Here is a 15992-nt window from a genome sequence, read left to right as displayed (position 1 = left end):
CCGCACGATCGGCTCCACCCTCGCCGCCGGGCCGGCGGAGAGGTGAAACGCCTGCGGAGCTGGTGTAAGACCCCAACGAAAGATCCTTTTCGGGCTGGCGACCGGCGGTGAAACAGGAAACCCCGCGGGCGACCGCGGGAATCCCCTCCCCTCCCCTCGGGGAGGGGAGGGGGTCAAGAACTCCCCTGCTTCGGTGCTGACCGGTTCCGGTGCGCCAATGGTGCCGCCGGACTCGGGGGGCCATGGGGGCCGGTCCCGGTGATTGGTACCGGCGGCCCGCCGTACGACGGACCGGCTTATCCTCCGTGCACCGAACTGGGCGTCTACGGAGGAAAGCGATGAATGTGAGGACGGACTTCGGCGGCCGGGCGGTGCTGGTCACCGGCGGAACCAAGGGCATCGGATTCGTGATCGCCCAGACGTTCCTCGCCGCGGGCGCCGAGGTGGTCGTCGGCGGACGCGCCGAGCCCGCCGTCCTGCCGAGCGCGGGCGGCAGGACGGCCCGCTTCGTCCCCGCCGACATCCGGGACGCGACGGCCGCCGCGGGCCTGGTGGAGAGCGCGGTCGGCCATCTCGGCAGGCTCGACGTCCTGGTCAACAACGCGGGTGGCTCCCCCGACGCGGACGCGGCGACGGTCTCCCCCAGGTTCGTCGAGAGGATCGTGGACCTCAACCTGCTCGCGCCGTTCTACGTGGCCCAGCCCGCCAACAGGGTCATGCGGGAACAGGAGACCGGCGGCTCGATCATCAACATCGGCAGCGTCTCCGCGCACGACCCGCAGCCGGGCACCGCGGCCTACTCCGCCGCCAAGGCCGGACTGCTGGTGCTCACCCGGGCACTGGCGCTCGAGTGGTCCCCGAGGGTACGGGTCAACCACATCACCACCGGCCTCATCAGGACCGAGGCCGCGGCCTCGGTGTACGGCGAGGACGAGGGCGCCGCGGTCGCGAAGGTGATCCCGATGGGACGGATGGCGGTGCCCGCCGACGTGGCGAACACCTGCCTCTACCTGGGCAGCGACCTCTCCTCCTACGTCACCGGCGCGGACATCGCCGTCCACGGCGGCGGCGAGTTCCCCGCCCGCTACCTGGCCGCGCGGAGCTGACCCCCGCGCCGTTCGGCGCCCTGTGGCGGGGAACACCTAACACGATTCACATCGGTTTCCGTTGCTCCAAAAGACACATTGATCATGAAAGACATGAAGTGAACCATTCACTTCATGAATCACGGCGAGCAGTCGTTGTCTGAGCGCTTGGCGAATGACATCTCTTCGAAGCCGTACGTGACGGCGACGCGACGGCAGCCGAGCCGGCTCACCCGCGAGCATCTCACCGCGATCCGGGACGCGATCATGGCGGCCGGGCGGGAGGAGCGTGAGCCGCCGTCACCCCCCGCGACCCGGTGAAATGACGACGCCCTGCGGCCGGCCCGTTCCCACGGAGCGCCACGACCGGCCCAGCCCCGACGGCGTGCCCGGCGATTCCCGCGACGCCACCGAGGAAGGAGGCCAGGCCATCCTCGGGGCGGCGGTCACCCGCACGGTCACCTTCGTCAGGCCCTGGCTCAGCGCCTGACCCATATCACCCCACCGCTCGCCGGCGTGCCCTCGCACGTACGGCCGTGAGTCCTGCACCGAAACCCCGCACGAACACGACCGACGACAGGAGCTTCCATGAAAGCCACGAGATCTCTCCTGCGCGCCCTCACAGCGACGGCGGCCACCGGCCTGCTGGTGCTGGGCGGCATACTCACCCCCGCGCACGCCATGACCTCCGCCCGGACCGCCTCCACCACCTCCCCCGGCTGCGGCACATCGGCCCCGCAGACGCCCGGCACGAGCGTCCTGCACTCCCTGACCAGCCAGGGAATCACACGGACCTACCAGCTCCACCTTCCCGCGGGCTACACCTCCCAGCAGTCCTGGCCGGTGGTCCTCGCCTTCCACGGGCGCGGCGGCACCGGTGCGGAAATGGAGGGGTTCTCCAAACTCTCCACGCTTCCCGCCATCGTGGCCTACCCCAACGGCGTCATCGGCACCGGTGGCGGCGACCGGCAGGCGTGGCAGGGCGCGCCCTACGCGGCGCCCGGCGTGGACGACGTCACCTTCACCTCCACCCTGCTGAACACCCTGGAGAACGGGCTCTGCGTCGACCAGCGGCGGGTGTACGCCACGGGCAAGTCCAACGGCGGCGGGTTCACCGGGCTGCTGGCCTGCCGCATGGCCGACCGGATCGCCGCGATCGCACCGGTGGCCGCGGCCTTCTACCCCGCTACCGGCGACAACTGCAGCCCCGCTCGCGCCATCTCGGTCATCGACTTCCACGGAACGGGCGATGACACCATCCCCTACGACGGAGACGTCGACCGGGGCCTGCCCGCCATCCAGGACTGGGTCTTCGCGTGGGTGGTGCGTAACGACTGCGCCAGGCGGGCCTCCCACGAGAGCATCGTTCCCGACATCACGATCTCCCTGTGGGGGAACTGCACCGCGGATACGGAGGTCGAGCACGTCGCGGTCGCCGGTGGCGGCCACACCTGGCCGGGCGCCGACGTCAGCAGCGGCGGCGGTACGACCACCCAGACCATCGAGGCGCACGAAGTCCTGTGGGAGTTCCTGAGCCGCTTCCAGCTGCCCAACTGATCCTCCGGGATCCTTGTCGGCGTGACCATCGCCTGGACCCTGGTGGGCTCTCGGCATCCCCTGAGGCCGGGCGCGCAGGCTCGTTGAACGGATGCCCGGCCGTGGCCGCCGCCGAGAACGGCCACGGCCGGCACCTGTCCCGCCTTGCGAGCCCTACGCGCCCGCCCCAGCGCGGCCGAAACGGACCCGCCCGCCGGAGATCACCGTGCCACCGTCCGTGCCACCGTCCATGCCACCGTCCGAGGCCGCCTCGAACAGCACCGCGTCACCGTCGGCCCAGCCTCGCGTGACGAGCCGGTCTCCGGGGAAGACCGGGGAGGCGAACCTGCCCTCCAGCTCGACCAGATCGGCCGGGTGCGCGCCGACGGTCGCGGCCAGGGGCAGGGTCACCGCGGCCAGGGTGCACAGGCCGTGCATGAACGGCCGGGGCATCCCGGCCGCCCTGGCCGCCTCGGGATCGATGTGCATGTGGTGCCGGTCGCCGAGCAGGCGGTAGAGCGCGGCCTGGTTGGGCGAGGTGTCCAGCCGCAGTTCGCGGTCGGCCGGAGTCTCGGGGCGTTTCGGGCTCGACGGTCCCCGCTCCCCGCCGAACCCTCCGGCGCCGGGCGCGAACAGCGACCAGGTGGCGACGAAGTAGTCGCTCTCCACCTCGACCTCGAAGATCGCGGCGGTACCCTTGTCCCACACCTGCGCGACGCGCGCCGCCATCGTCAGCTCGCCCGCCCGGGGCAGCGGCCTGAGCACCCGCAGCCGCTGGGAGCCGTGCACCGCGGTCCTGGTGTCGAAGGCGCCCAGCGAGCCGAGGGCGTCCGGGGCCCACTGCGCCTGCGTCAGCGCGAACGTCGGCAGCACCCGCAGGCGCTCCTCGAACACCAGGTCGAGGTCCGTCGCCGCCGCGCCGACCGCGAGCGCGTAGAGGATCGCGTCGCGCTCGTCGTAGGCCCCCGTGCGGTCGCCGAGGTGGCGTCCCCGCCAGTCCCCGGCGTTCACCGGTCGGCTCCGAGCACCAGTCCGCTGGTCGGCACGCCCGTGCCCGCGGTGACGATCACATTGTCCGCCCTGTCCGGTTGGTTGACCGAGGTGCCGCGGACCAGGCGCACCGCCTCGGCGACGCCGTTCACGCCGTGCAGGTAGGCCTCGCCGAGCTGGCCGCCGTGGGTGTTGCAAGGCAGCCGGCCGCCGACCTCGAGGTTTCCGTCCGCGATGAAGTCCTTCGCCTCTCCCCTGCCGCAGAATCCCAGCTCCTCAAGCTGCGGAAGCACCAGCGGGGTGAAGTGGTCGTAGAGGATCGCCGCGTCGATGTCGTCGGGGCTCAGACCGCTCTGCCCGTACAGCTGGCTGCCGACCAGCCCCATCTCCGGGATGCCGGAGATGCTGGGCCGGTAGTAGCTGGTCATCATGTGCTGGTCCTTGCCCGATCCCTGCGCCGCGGCCCTGATGACCGCGGGCGCGTGCGGCAGGTCGCGGGCCCGCTCGGCGGAGACGACGACCAGTGCCTGGCCGCCGTCGGTCTCCTGACAGCAGTCCAGCAGGTGCAGTGGCTCGGCGATCCACCGGGAGGCCTGGTGTTCGGCCAGGTCGATGGGCCGCCCGTAGAACCAGGCGGCCGGGTTCACGGCGGCGTGCTTGCGGTCGACGACCGCGACCCGGCCGAAGTCCTCGCTGGTCGCGCCGTACTCGTGCATGTAACGGCGGGCGAACATCGCCACCCACTGCGCGGGGGTCGAAAGGCCGAACGGGGTCATCCAGGAGTAGGCGGCACGGTCCGCGGTGATGTCCATCGGCCGGTTGGCCTGGCCGAGCCCGTAGCGCTCGCCGGACCGCTCGTTGAAGGCGCGGTAGCAGACGACGACGTCGGCGACCCCGGTCGCGACCGCCATCGCGGCCTGCTGGAGCGTGCCGCACGCGGCTCCGCCCCCGTAGCCGATCCGGGAGAAGAACCTCAGCTCACCGATGCCGGTGTTGCGAGCGACGTGGATCTCGGAGTTGGTCTCGGCGGTGAACGTCACCAGCCCGTCGACGTCGGACGGCTTGAGCCCGGCGTCGGCGACGGCGGCCAGCACCGCCTCGCAGGCCAGTTGCAGCTCGCTGCGCCCGGAGTTCTTGGAGAACTCGGTGGCGCCGATGCCCGCGATCGCGGCGGCGCCGGACAGCGGGCTCGGGTGGTTGCGGCTCATATGACGCCGTCCTTCGGGAACCGCACGACGACGGTGCCGGTCACGTGGGGACCGAGACTGTTCACGCCCCGCACGGAGATCTCGACCCGGTTGTCCGCGTCGTCCTTCGCGGAGACGGTCCCGGTCATCACCATGGTGTCGCCGGGGTGGTTGGGGGCGCCGAGCCTGATCCTGATGGCCTTGACGACGGCGGCGGGCCCGGCCCAGCCGGTGACGTACCGGTCGACCAGCCCGTTGCTGGTCAGGATGTTCATGAAGATGTCCTTCGATCCGCGCTGGAGGGCCAGCCCGGGGTCGTGGTGCACGTCCTGGTAGTCGCGGCTGGCGATCGCCGTCGCGACGATCATGGTCCGGGTCAGCGGAACGGACAGCTCGGGGAGCGGGTCGCCGACCGTGATCTCCGCGTAGCTCCTGCCTCCGTACCCGGCGTCGGTCGCGGCAGCCGGTTCGCCCGCCGTGCCACCGTCCACGCCACTGTCCGGGGCGTTGTTTCCCGCGCTGTTCATGTCGCCGTCCCTGACGTCGCCGTCCCTGACACTCCGCGCTGTCACGAGGCCACCGGCCCGCCCGCCAGCACAGCGCCGAGGCGGGCGAGGTCGGAGCCCGCTCCGCCCAGGGTCGCCGCGAGCTGCTTGCCCCACAGGAAGTGCCGGTGCACCGGGTAGTCGATGTCGACGCCGATGCCGCCGTGCACATGCAGGGCGCGGTGGACGACGTTCAGCCCCGCCTCTCCGGCCCACCACTTGGCGACCAGTACGGCCGCCGCGGCCCCCTCGCCCTCCTCGATCGCGGAAACGGCCTGCCACAGGCAGACCCGCATGGCGTCGATCTCGATGTAGCAGTCGGCGAGCTGGTGCTGTACCGCCTGGAACGTGGCCAGCGGGCGGCCGAACTGGACGCGCTCACCGAGGTAGGTGGCGGCGTGCCGTACCGCTCCCTGGGCGACGCCGAGCTGCAGGGCGGCCAGGGCGACGGAGGCGTGCGCGATCGTCCGGTCGAGGGTTCCGTCTCCCGGTGTGCCGACCGCTCGCGCGGGCGCGCCGGTGAGGACGAGAGTGCCGCCGAGGTCGTGGGTGGTGGTCTCCGCGTGCTGCCAGACGACGCCTTCGGCGTCCGAGGCGACCAGGAACAGGCCGGTTCCGCTGGCGGCGCGCGCGGCGACCAGCACGTGGTCCGCGCCGGAAGGCGTGGGGACGACGGCCTTCGTGCCCGTGAGACGCCAGCCCTCACCGTCCGGCTCCGCGACGCACTCGGGCGCGCCGGGGTCGTGCGAGCCGAACTCCTCAAGCGCGACGGTGAGCCGGGACGAGCCGTCGGCCGCGCCGGGAAGCACGTCGCGGCGTTGCTCGGGGGTCCCGCAGGCGGCGACGGCGAGTGCCGCGACGGTGGCAGGCCACACCGGGACGGGAGCCACGAAGCGGCCCTGCTCCTCCAGCAGGACGCACAGCGCGCCCAGCCCGAGCCCGGCGCCACCGGCGTCCTCGGGCAGCACGATGCCGAGCAGACCGGCCTTCGCCAGTTCGGTCCACAGCTCCTCGTCGACGCGCGACGGGGAGCCCTCGACGGCACGGACCCGCTCGACGGTCGCGTGGTCGGCGAAGATCTCGGCCGCGAGGCCGCGAACCGCCTCGAGCTCTTCGTCAAGGGTGAAATTCATCAGTGGTCCTCCTGCGCGACCGGTCGGAACACCGGAAGTGACAAGCCTGGGTCGGCGTCCAGCCAGTCGAGCGTGACGGGCATGTCGATCTCGACCTCCTCCGGGGTGACGCCGACCAGGTTGGTGATGAGCCGGGTGCCCTCGGAGAGCTCGACGACCGCGACGATCATCGGGAACTCGAACGCCGGATGGCGGGGGTGGTGGTTGACCACGAAGCTGTACACGTGCCCGCGCCCCGCGGCCTCGACGGTGTCCCAGTCGAAGGAACCGCACTCGGGGCAGCAGGGGCCCGGCGGGTGCCTGAGCGTCTCGCATGAGACGCACCGCTGGATCACCAGCCGGTGCTTGAGCGCGGCCTCGAACCAGAAGGCGTTGTCCCTGTTGATCGCGGGCCTCGGGCGGAGCGCGAGGGGCCGCTCGGTCTCACCGGCCCCCGCCGCTGTCCCGCCCCCGGTCCCGTCCACGGCCTCGGCTCCGGTGTCGGTCACGGTGTCGGTGTCGGTGTCGGTCACGGTGTCGGTGTCGGTGTCGGTGTCGGTGTCGGTCCCAGCGTCGGCGCCGGTTTCCGGGGCGGTTTCCGGATTCCGCGCGGGGCGGAAGCGCAGGGTGCGCCAGCGCTGGGTGGCGACGACCTCGCCGTCCTGGTCCTGGTAGGTCTTCAGGGTGGTCACGAAGCGCCCGACGCCCAGTCCCGTGGTCTTCTCCGGAGAGATCGACTCGACGACCTCCCGCATGGCGACGTGGTCGCCGGGGACCAGCTCCCGGTGGAACTCGATCTCGGAGTCGGTGGCGACCACCGAGGTGTAGCCGCCCTCGTCGAGCAGGGAGACCAGCTCGCCGAAGCCTCCGCCCGAGCCGCCCGGCGCCTTCGTCGCGGCGTAGCCGCGCATCGTCCACGCCTGGATCATCGAGGCGGGCGCCACGACCCCGGCCCTGCCCGCGGCGCGGGCCGCCGTCTCGTCGAGGTAGATCGGGTTGTGATCCTCCATCGCCTCGACCCAGTGCCGGATCATCGGCTGGTTGACCGGGTCCTGGCCTGGCTTCAGCGGGACGAGCTCGCGCCCGACGAAGGCCTGCAGCCGTTCCTCGTAGCCTCCGTTCATGCGCCGCGTCCCAGCCGGGGAAGGCCGAGGCCCTGGGTCGCGACCATGTCCCTGAGGATCTCGTTCACGCCGCCGCCGAAGGTGTTCACGACGCCCTGCCTGGACAGTTGCTCGATCTGCCCGGCGAGTGCGGCCCCCGGCGACTCGGGGCGGATCCGGCCCGCGGCTCCGAGGATCCCGGTCAGGGTCCGCTGCACGTCGATGTGGGTCTCGGTGCCGTAGACCTTGGCCGCTCCCGCGTCCGCGCCGGACAGCGTCCCCTGCGCGACCGCGCTGGTCATCTTCCAGTTCATCAGGCGCATCGCCTCGAGCTTGGCGTAGGTGCGCGCGAAGTCCCTGCGCACCCACGGCAGTTCGAGGGTGCCGTTGTCCCTTGCCCACTCCAGCACGTCCTCCCACAGCCGGATCATCCGGCCGCCGAGCGCGGCCAGGCCGATGCGCTCGTGGTTGAGCTGGGTGGTGATCAGGCTCCAGCCGCCGTCGACCTCGCCGACGACGTTGCCCGCGGGCACCCGCAGGCCGCTGTAATAGGTGGCGGTCACGAGCAGGCCGCCGACGGTCTGGATGGGGCTCCAGGAGAAGCCGGGGTCGTCGGTGGGAGCGATCAGGATGGAGATGCCCTGGTGCTTCTTTGGGGCTTCGGGGTTCGTACGGCAGGCGAGCCAGATGTAGTCCGCGGTGTTCGCGCCACTGGTGAAGATCTTGCTGCCGTCGATGACGAACTCGTCGCCGTCCCTGACCGCGCGGGTCTTCAGGGACGCCAGGTCGGTGCCCGCGTCGGGCTCGGTGTAGCCGATCGCGAAGACGATGTCGCCGGACAGGATGCCCGGCAGGAAACGCCGCTTCTGCTCCTGTGAGCCGTAGCGCATCAGCGTGGGGCCGACCGTGTTGACGGTGACGAAGGGGAACGGCAGCCCGGCCCGCTGGACCTCGTCGAAGAACACGTACTGCTCCTCGATCGAGCGGCCCTGCCCGCCGTACTCGACCGGCCATCCGACGCCGAGCCAGCCGTCCGCGCCCAGGCGCTTGACCACCTCGCGGAAACGCTCACCGCCGACGCCCGCCTCGCCGACACGGCGACGCTCGTCCTCGGGCAAGAGGTTCGCGAAGTAGTCTCGCAGTTCCTCGCGTAGCCGCCGTTGCGCGGCGGTCTCGCGCAGATCCATGTGCGCTGTCCTCCTCGGGTTGCTTGTCTGTGGTGGCGACGGCTCGCCTGTGCGGCTACGGCAGGAAGCGCAGGCGCCCGTTGGCGACGAACTCCTCGCGGAGGGCCACCTTGTCCTCTTCGGTCATCAGGGTGTAGGTGGGCTCGCCCCTGCCGGCCCACCGGTAGACCCGGTCGCCGGTCCGCCAGCCGTCGAGCTGCATCTCCTTCTTGCGCAGCTTGTTCGAGCCGGTCGCCGGCAGGGCGTGGGAGACCCGGACGTAACGGGGCGTGCCCTTGGTGCCGAGGTCCCGCTGCCCGGCCAGGAAGGCCGGCAGGTCCAGGTCCGCGAAGTCCGTGCCCTCGGGGATCTCGATGGCGGCCATCACCTGGTCTCCGGACCGGGGGTCGGGCACGGCGAACACGCCCGCGGCGACGATCTCCGGGTGCCTGCGCAGGACGCGCTCGGTCAGGAGGGCGGAGGTGTTCTCCCCGTCGACCCTGATCCAGTCTCCCGATCGGCCCGCGAAGTAGATGTATCCGTCCTCGTCGACGTAGCCGAGGTCTCCGGTCCAGTACCAGCCGTGCCGGACCCGCTCGGCGTTGGCCGCGTCGTTCTTGTAGTAGCCCTCGAACTTCGCGGCGCCCTCGACGTCGACGATCTCCCCGATGGACTCCTCGGCGTTGGTCACCCGGCCGTGCTCGTCGAGCACCGCCGCGGGACGGGCCTGGAGAGTCTCGGGGTTGACGATCCTGACGCCCGCGTGCGCGGGGCGGCCGAGCGCGGACAGCGGCCCCTCGGGAGTCAGCTTGATCATGCCCGCGCCCTCGCTCGAACCGTAGCTCTCGATGAGCGTGCAGCCGAAACGGCGCAGGAACTCGGCCCGGTCCTCAGGGGAGGCCTCGGTGCCGAAGGCGTGGGTGAGGAGGTTGTCCGCGTCGTCAGGCCGCTCCGGCGTCGCCAGGACGTAGGCGATGGCCTTGCCGACATAGGTGAAGAACGTCGCCCCGAAGAAGCGCACGTCGGGCAGGAACCCCGAGGCGGAGAACTTCGGCACGAGGGTCACGGTCGCACCCGCCGCCAGTGAGGGCGCCCACAGCGCCATCAGCGCGTTGCCGTGGAACAGGGGCATGCAGCAGTAGGTGACATCGTCCCGCTTGACGTCGTACTTCGCGCAGTTGGAATAGCCCAGCCTGGTGAGCCTTCCCTGCGAGCAGCGAGCCGCCTTCGAGGCGCCGGTCGTCCCCGAGGTGAACAGCAGCAGCATCTGGGTCACCGCGGTGATCGAGGGGTCCCTGACCGGCTCGCAGGCGTGCGCCGCGACCCGTCCCGGGTAGTCCTCGTCGTCGACGAGCAGGAAGCGGCCTCGGTCCACGCCGATGTCGAGACCGTCGAGCAGCTCAAGGCCCGCCTGGTCGGTGATGACCAGCTGGCAGTCGGTGTGCCTGACCTCCTGCTCCAGGTAGGCGCCGCGCCGCGTCGAGTTGATGCCGACGATCGACGCGCCGCTGAGCGCCGCGGCGCCGAGCCAGAAGATGTACTCGGGCACGTTGTCGAGCAGGACCCCGATGTGGAAGGGGCCGTCAACCCGCAGTGACTTCGCCAGGGACGCGCGTGCCGCGCTCTCGCGGACCACCTCGTCCCAGGTCCAGGCCCGCTCGCGGGTGAGCAGGCCCGCCCGATCGTCTCCGACCCGGTCGAGCAGCAGGTCGGCGATCGTCTCAAGTTCCACGTTCGTTCCTTCAGGAGGTTGCCGTGGCGTCCCGGCGGGGGTCGCGCGAGCTCGTGGGGCTGACGAGCACGCAGCGGGTGCCGCCGTAGATCGCCGTCATGCACTTGTTGCAGTGGATGCACAGGGACCGGGCGTCCTCACCGGCCTTGATCCGGTTGATGAGGTCGGGTTCGCGCAGGAGCGCGCGGGCCATCGCGACGAACTGGAAGCCCTCGCTCATGGCCTGGTCCATGACGTGCCTGCCGGTGATCCCGCCCAGCAGGATCAGCGGCAGGTCGACCGCGGCGCGGATCTGCCGAGCGTCGTCGAGCAGGTAGGCGTCCTTGTAGGGGTAGGCACGCAGCTTGTACTTGCCGAACAGCTGGACGCCGAGCTTCACGGGCTGGGGCATGATCGCCGCGAACTCCCGCAGGGGCGCGTCCCCCTTGAACAGGTACATGGGGTTGAGCAGCGAGCTGCCCGCGGTGAGCTCCAGGGCGTCCAGGGAGCCGTCCTGCTCGAGCCACTGGGCGACCTGGATCGCCTCGTCGAGCCAGAAGCCGCCGGGCACCCCGTCGTCCATGTTCATCTTCGCGATGATCGCGATCTGGCCGTCCACGGCCTCGCGGACCGCGCGGGCGATGTTCCTGGCGAGGCGTGCGCGGTTCTCCAGGCTGCCGCCGTACTCGTCGGTGCGGTGGTTGATCTTCGGGCTGAGGAAGGAGCTGGCGAGGTAGTTGTGGCCGAGGTGGATCTCGACGGCGTCGAATCCGGTCTCGACGGCCATCCTGGCCGCGTCCGCGTGGCCCTTCACGATCCGGGCGAGGTCGTCGCGGGTCGCGGCCCTGGTGAAGCTGGTGGTCGTCAGGTGGAAGTGCCTGCCCGGCGCCAGCGCGGGAGCCCCGTTGCTCTTGGGGTTGGCGACCGGGCCCGCGTGGCCGATCTGCGCGGAGACCGCAGCCCCCTCGGCGTGTACGGCCTCGGTCAGTTTGCGCAGGCCGGGTACCGCCTCGGGACGCCACAGGATCTGGCGGCGGTCGGTTCGCCCCTCGGGGGCGACCGCGCAGTAGGCGACCGTCGTCATCCCGACCCCGCCTGCCGCGTGACGGACGTGGAAGTCGATCAGCTCGTCGGTGACCAGGCTGTCTCTGCTCAGTCCCTCGTAGGTGGCCGCCTTGATGATGCGGTTGCGCAAGGTGACCGGGCCGAGCTTGGCCGGGGCGAGCACGTCCGGAACGTCATCGCCCCGGGGGGTTGTCTGAGTCAAGGGGATCCTCCGTCCGCACACCAGGTCAGGTGGCGAATGTGACGTTAGTGAGCGAGGGTTCCCGTCACTCCGCCCAATCCCGCTGAACGGGAGGCAGGCCCTCAGATCTGACGGTTCTCCAGCGCGGCGGTGATCTGGTCGGCCTGCGCCTGGCCCTCGATGAGCTGGCGGAGCAGCCACAGGCGCAGCACCCTGGCCACCGCGCCCGCGAGGTAGAGGGCGGCGCCCAGCACGGTGAGGGCGACGAACGCCGTCGCCAGGACCTGGAAGGAGCCGACGTTGCGAAGGTCGTCCTGGCCCAGCGAGATGTTGTAGGAGACGAAGCCTCCGGCGACTCCGACGACCATCAGCACCATGCCCGCGATCCGGCTCCTGCCGTCGGCGCCCGGCCGGTCGGTCTTCAGCTTCATCCGCGACACGTCCGTCTTGAACTGTTCCCGTCGTTCCTCTGTGAGCATTCCTCAGCCTCCTAGATAGCTGCTTGACAGTTGTTCCTCGATCTCGTCCGGCCTGCCGACGGAGACGACGCGTCCGTGCAGCATCAGCGCCGCGGTGTCGGCGATGGGCAGCACCGCGCGCGCGAACTGCTCGGCGACCAGGATGGACAGGCCCTCGGCGACGAGTTGCGCGACGGTCTCGTACATCTGTGTCACGATCATGGGCGCCAGTCCCATGGACAGCTCGTCGAGCAGCAGGATCACCGGGTCGGTGCCCAGGGCGCGGGAGAGCGCCAGCATCTGCTGCTCGCCCCCCGACATCGACCCGGCGAGCTGGTTGCGCCGTTTGCCGAGGATGGGGAAGCGGGTGTAGGCCGCCTCCTCCATGTCCGCGAGGCGCGCTCCCGTCCCGGTGCCGACCCACAGGTTCTCCCGCACCGAGAGGTTGGCGAAGATCCCGCGGCCCTCGGGAACGGAGCACACTCCGAGCCGCGCGACGTCCTGCGCGGAGAGGCCGTTCACCGTGCGCCCGGCGAGCCTGAGCTCGCCCCCGGTGAGGGGCAGCAGGCCCGCGCACACCTTCATGGTGGTCGACTTCCCGCCGCCGTTCGGGCCGAGGAGTGCGAGGACGGAGCCCGCGCCGACCTTCAGGTCGACGCCGTGCAGCACCTCGATCGGACCGTACGCCGCGCGGGCGCCCACCAACTCCAGCAGGGGCTCCGGCCCGGGAGGATCGCCCGGCCTGGCGACCTCACCGTGACCCGCGTCGATCTGACCGGTCATGCCGTGACCTCCTCGGTACCGATGTAGGCGGCGATGACCTCCGGCGACTCCTGAATCTCCTTCGGGGTTCCCGAGGCGATGACGGCGCCATAGTCGAGCACGTGGATCGTGGCGCAGAGCTTCATGACCAGCGGGAGGTCGTGCTCGACCAGGCAGATCGCCAGCCCCTCCGCCGCGAGGCCGCCGAGCATCCGGGCGAACGCCTCGGTCTCCTGCTCGGTCTGGCCCGAGGCGGGCTCGTCCAGCAGGAGCACGCGCGGCGAGGTCATCAGCGCCCGCGCGACCTCGACGACGCGGGCCCGCCCTGTCGGGATGTCGGACACGTCGAGGTCGGCGATGTCGCGCAGGCCCGTCTGATCGAGCACCCGCTCCGTCTCCCGATTCACGTCGACGCGGCTGCCGGTGCTGGAGCGCAGGATGTCGCCCGCGACCCTGATGTTGTCCCGCACCGACAGCGACAGGAAGAGCTCCAGCCGCTGGAAGGTCCTGGCCATGCCCCTGCGCGCGCGTTTGGCGGGAGGCAGGCGGGTGACGTCGGCGCCGTCGAGGAGGATCCTGCCCTCCGCGGGCCGCTGCAGCCCGGTGACGGTGTTGAACAGCGTGGTCTTGCCCGCGCCGTTCGGCCCGATCAGTCCGGTGATCCGCCCCTCCTCGACGCCGATGCTGACGTTGTCGACGGCGGTGTTGCCGCCGAAGCGGACGGTGATGCCTTGCGTCTCAAGCAACGGCATGGACGTTTCCCTCCTCGACTCCCTCCCCGGCCGCGCGGCGACCGCGTGGTGCGGGTCCCCTGCCGTAGCCGGAAAGGCCGAGCGCGCGGTCGATCTCGCGCCGCAGTTCCTCGGTGTACGGCTCGTCGACGCCAGCCAGTTCCAGCGGTGTCTCCCTGCGGGCCTTCCGCTCTGCGCCCGGTACGGCCCGCGGCATGACCATCCGCCCGATGACCGGCAGCGTCATGACGAGGCAGCCGGTGAGGATCGCGAACCACCAGTTGTCCATGATCCCGGCGAGTGCGAGGCCGTACAGCACGGCCTCGGCCACGGCGCCGCCGACCAGCACCGGCCTGGCGTTCCGCAGCGTCCGGTAGCTCTCGATGACGTCGTGGACGGTGCCGCTTGGACTCTTGCCGACGCCGATGCCGAGCAGGGCCGTGGCGACGACGGACAGGCTGCCGATGGTCGTGTAGATCGTGGCCATGTCGGGGTTCGCGGCGGCGAGGTCGTTGAAGGTCCCGACGAGGATCACGAATCCGACGCCGGACATCAGGCCGCCGAAGAGGGCGCCGCTGACGTAGCCGATCCCCGCGGCGACGGTCAGCATCAGCAGCGCGAGCCCGGCCATGATGCCGAAGTTCTCCGACGCGACCGAGCCGATGGCGCTGGACATCAGAACGCCGCCGAGACCGGCGACGGCGGCCGAGATCATGAAGACGCTGAGTTTCAGCTTGACGAGGTTCTGGCCGAGCATGGCCGACGCGGCGGGGCTGTCCTTCATCGCGGCCAGGCGCCTGCCGTACCCGCTGTTGCGCAGCGCGACCAGGCCCACGCCGATCAGAGCGAAGAGCACGGTCGCGGTCATCAGGAACGTGTCGCCGTCACGCAGGTCGAGGGGCCCGATCTTGAGCGGCGGGATGATCAACGAGCCGTTCGGGAAGAGCGAGAACGTGACGCCGAAGAGCGTGTGCTCCGTGGTGTCGCGCAACACCATGTTCGACAGGAAGACGCCGAAGGCCATGGTCGCCAGGGCCAGATAGAGCCCGCGCAGCCTGAGCGCGGGCAACGCGACCAGGCCGCCGACGACGGCGGTCACCAGCACGGCCAGCAGCACCCCCCACACGCTGAGACGCGCGGCCAGGCCCGTGCCGACGACGCCGAAGTGGAAGGCGACGATCGTGGCCACCGCGCCGAACGACAGCGGCGCGAGGTTCAGCTCCCCCGCGTACCCGGTGAGCACCGTGAGCGAGAGGGCGATGATCGCGAACGTCATGCCCAGGGCGAACGTGGTGACCGAGGTCTCGACCATGAGCAGCTTGAGCAGGTAGACGACGGCCACGAGGGCCGCGCCCCATGCCGCCGCCTTGCGCACCGTGGGCACCCGGTAGCGCTCGCGGGTCCGGACCGCGGCGCCCCGCAGGCGCTCCTGCGGAAGCACGATGATCACCATGAAAAGGATGATCATCGGCAGCGAGACCCGGAAGTTCCCGGTCCAGGCCCACGCGGACGGGAAGTAGGCCATGACGTACGTCGCCGTCATGCCCAGGATGATCGCGCCGACGAAGGTGCGCGGGATGCTGCGCAGGCGCCCGAACATGGCGGCCGCGAACGCGTCGATGACCAGCAGCGTCAGCGCGTTCGCCTGGAGGGCGCCGCCGCCGATCGGGGTGATCAGGATTCCCGCGAGCACGGCGAGGGTCGAGCCCAGCATCCAGGAGAGGGCGGCGACGCGCTCGGGGTTGTGACCGTTGAGCCTCAGGAGGTCGGGGTCGTCGACGGCGCCCCGCATGACGACGCCGACCCTGCTGCGGGTGAACAGCAGCCGCAGGCCGACGGCGATCGCCGCGGCCGTGACCAGGCAGATGATCTCGTGGACCCGGATGACCACGCCGGAGAACTCGACCTTCGCGTTCGAGCCGAAGAACATCTCGACGATCCTGGCTTCCTCCGGATGCCAGATCCACTGGGACAGGTAGACCATCCCGAGCAGGACGGCGACGGTGACGACGATCTTCGTCACGTCGGCGGTCTCACGCAGGCCCTTCATGATCAGACTGTGCAGGAGGCCACCCATGACGGGGCCGACGACGCCCAGCACGACGACCAGCGCCAGCCAGACGGGCCAGTTCCAGGCGTAGACGAACTGCCAGTACAGGAAGGCGCCGAGCATGGCCTGCGCGCCGTGGGCGAAGTTGAAGATTCCCGAGGTGTTGTAGGTCAGGACCAGTCCCGAGGCGGCGATGGCGTACACCGCCCCCAGGACCAGCCCGAGAATCGTGAAGGTCAGAAACGTGGTCATGGATACAGCCGCCGATGGCCGAGCAGTTGGAGTTGACCACGATGACGTGCCAGTTCGA

15 protein-coding genes are annotated in these 15992 nt (G+C 70.7%); 3 read left to right on the top strand and 12 right to left on the bottom strand.

Going from position 1 to position 15992, the window contains the following annotated elements:
- Positions 1 to 338 precede the first annotated feature (338 nt).
- From AB0395_RS45360 to AB0395_RS45350, 3 genes are all read left to right on the top strand, one after another.
- Positions 339 to 1106 (top strand): SDR family oxidoreductase, encoded by a 768-nt coding sequence (locus AB0395_RS45360; RefSeq protein ID WP_366293667.1) that lies wholly within the window; start codon positions 339 to 341, stop codon positions 1104 to 1106.
- Between the two features lie 114 nt (positions 1107 to 1220).
- Positions 1221 to 1406 carry a hypothetical protein gene (locus AB0395_RS45355; protein ID WP_366293664.1) on the top strand — a complete coding sequence of 62 codons (186 nt, stop codon included), beginning with the start codon at positions 1221 to 1223 and terminating at the stop codon, positions 1404 to 1406.
- Positions 1407 to 1673: 267 nt separating this feature from the next.
- A complete protein-coding gene (locus tag AB0395_RS45350; RefSeq protein ID WP_366293661.1) occupies positions 1674 to 2642 on the top strand; it encodes a poly(3-hydroxybutyrate) depolymerase in 969 nt (322 codons plus the stop codon).
- Between the two features lie 153 nt (positions 2643 to 2795).
- Here AB0395_RS45350 and AB0395_RS45345 read toward each other — a convergent pair whose 3' ends face one another.
- From AB0395_RS45345 to AB0395_RS45290, 12 genes are all read right to left on the bottom strand, one after another.
- Positions 2796 to 3632 (bottom strand): MaoC/PaaZ C-terminal domain-containing protein, encoded by an 837-nt coding sequence (locus AB0395_RS45345; RefSeq protein WP_366293658.1) that lies wholly within the window; start codon positions 3630 to 3632, stop codon positions 2796 to 2798.
- On the bottom strand, positions 3629 to 4819 hold the full coding sequence (locus tag AB0395_RS45340; protein WP_366293656.1) for a lipid-transfer protein: 1191 nt from the start codon (positions 4817 to 4819) through the stop codon (positions 3629 to 3631). The genes AB0395_RS45345 and AB0395_RS45340 overlap by 4 nt, the downstream gene beginning before the upstream one ends.
- Complete coding sequence (locus AB0395_RS45335; protein WP_366293653.1) at positions 4816 to 5370, bottom strand: MaoC family dehydratase; 555 nt, start codon at positions 5368 to 5370, stop codon at positions 4816 to 4818. Before AB0395_RS45335 ends, AB0395_RS45340 begins: the two co-directional genes overlap by 4 nt.
- Positions 5367 to 6476 carry an acyl-CoA dehydrogenase family protein gene (locus AB0395_RS45330; RefSeq protein WP_366293651.1) on the bottom strand — a complete coding sequence of 370 codons (1110 nt, stop codon included), beginning with the start codon at positions 6474 to 6476 and terminating at the stop codon, positions 5367 to 5369. Before AB0395_RS45330 ends, AB0395_RS45335 begins: the two co-directional genes overlap by 4 nt.
- Entirely contained in the window at positions 6476 to 7579 is a 1104-nt protein-coding gene (locus AB0395_RS45325; protein ID WP_366293649.1) for a MaoC family dehydratase N-terminal domain-containing protein, read from the bottom strand. The genes AB0395_RS45330 and AB0395_RS45325 overlap by 1 nt, the downstream gene beginning before the upstream one ends.
- On the bottom strand, positions 7576 to 8745 hold the full coding sequence (locus AB0395_RS45320) for an acyl-CoA dehydrogenase family protein (RefSeq protein ID WP_366293646.1): 1170 nt from the start codon (positions 8743 to 8745) through the stop codon (positions 7576 to 7578). Before AB0395_RS45320 ends, AB0395_RS45325 begins: the two co-directional genes overlap by 4 nt.
- A 55-nt stretch (positions 8746 to 8800) precedes the next feature.
- A complete protein-coding gene (locus AB0395_RS45315; protein WP_366293644.1) occupies positions 8801 to 10456 on the bottom strand; it encodes an AMP-binding protein in 1656 nt (551 codons plus the stop codon).
- 10 nt (positions 10457 to 10466) lie between these two features.
- A complete protein-coding gene (locus tag AB0395_RS45310; RefSeq protein ID WP_366293642.1) occupies positions 10467 to 11702 on the bottom strand; it encodes an NADH:flavin oxidoreductase in 1236 nt (411 codons plus the stop codon).
- Positions 11703 to 11803: 101 nt separating this feature from the next.
- Positions 11804 to 12160 carry a hypothetical protein gene (locus AB0395_RS45305; protein WP_366293639.1) on the bottom strand — a complete coding sequence of 119 codons (357 nt, stop codon included), beginning with the start codon at positions 12158 to 12160 and terminating at the stop codon, positions 11804 to 11806.
- Between the two features lie 3 nt (positions 12161 to 12163).
- Positions 12164 to 12922, bottom strand: coding sequence for an ABC transporter ATP-binding protein (locus AB0395_RS45300; protein WP_366293636.1), 759 nt, complete (start codon positions 12920 to 12922; stop codon positions 12164 to 12166).
- The gene (locus AB0395_RS45295; protein ID WP_366293634.1) at positions 12919 to 13653 is read right to left on the bottom strand and encodes an ABC transporter ATP-binding protein; all 735 of its coding nucleotides are present in this window, start codon (positions 13651 to 13653) and stop codon (positions 12919 to 12921) included. The genes AB0395_RS45300 and AB0395_RS45295 overlap by 4 nt, the downstream gene beginning before the upstream one ends.
- On the bottom strand, positions 13640 to 15934 hold the full coding sequence (locus AB0395_RS45290) for an ABC transporter permease (RefSeq protein ID WP_366293631.1): 2295 nt from the start codon (positions 15932 to 15934) through the stop codon (positions 13640 to 13642). Before AB0395_RS45290 ends, AB0395_RS45295 begins: the two co-directional genes overlap by 14 nt.
- Between the last annotated feature and the right edge of the window lie 58 nt (positions 15935 to 15992).

The sequence above is a fragment of the Streptosporangium sp. NPDC051023 genome (genome assembly GCF_040689595.1).
In the GTDB taxonomy this organism is placed as follows: Bacteria; Actinomycetota; Actinomycetes; order Streptosporangiales; family Streptosporangiaceae; genus Streptosporangium.
The sequence above is the reverse complement of the archived record's forward strand: the minus strand, read 5'-3'. Positions and strand labels throughout refer to the sequence as shown.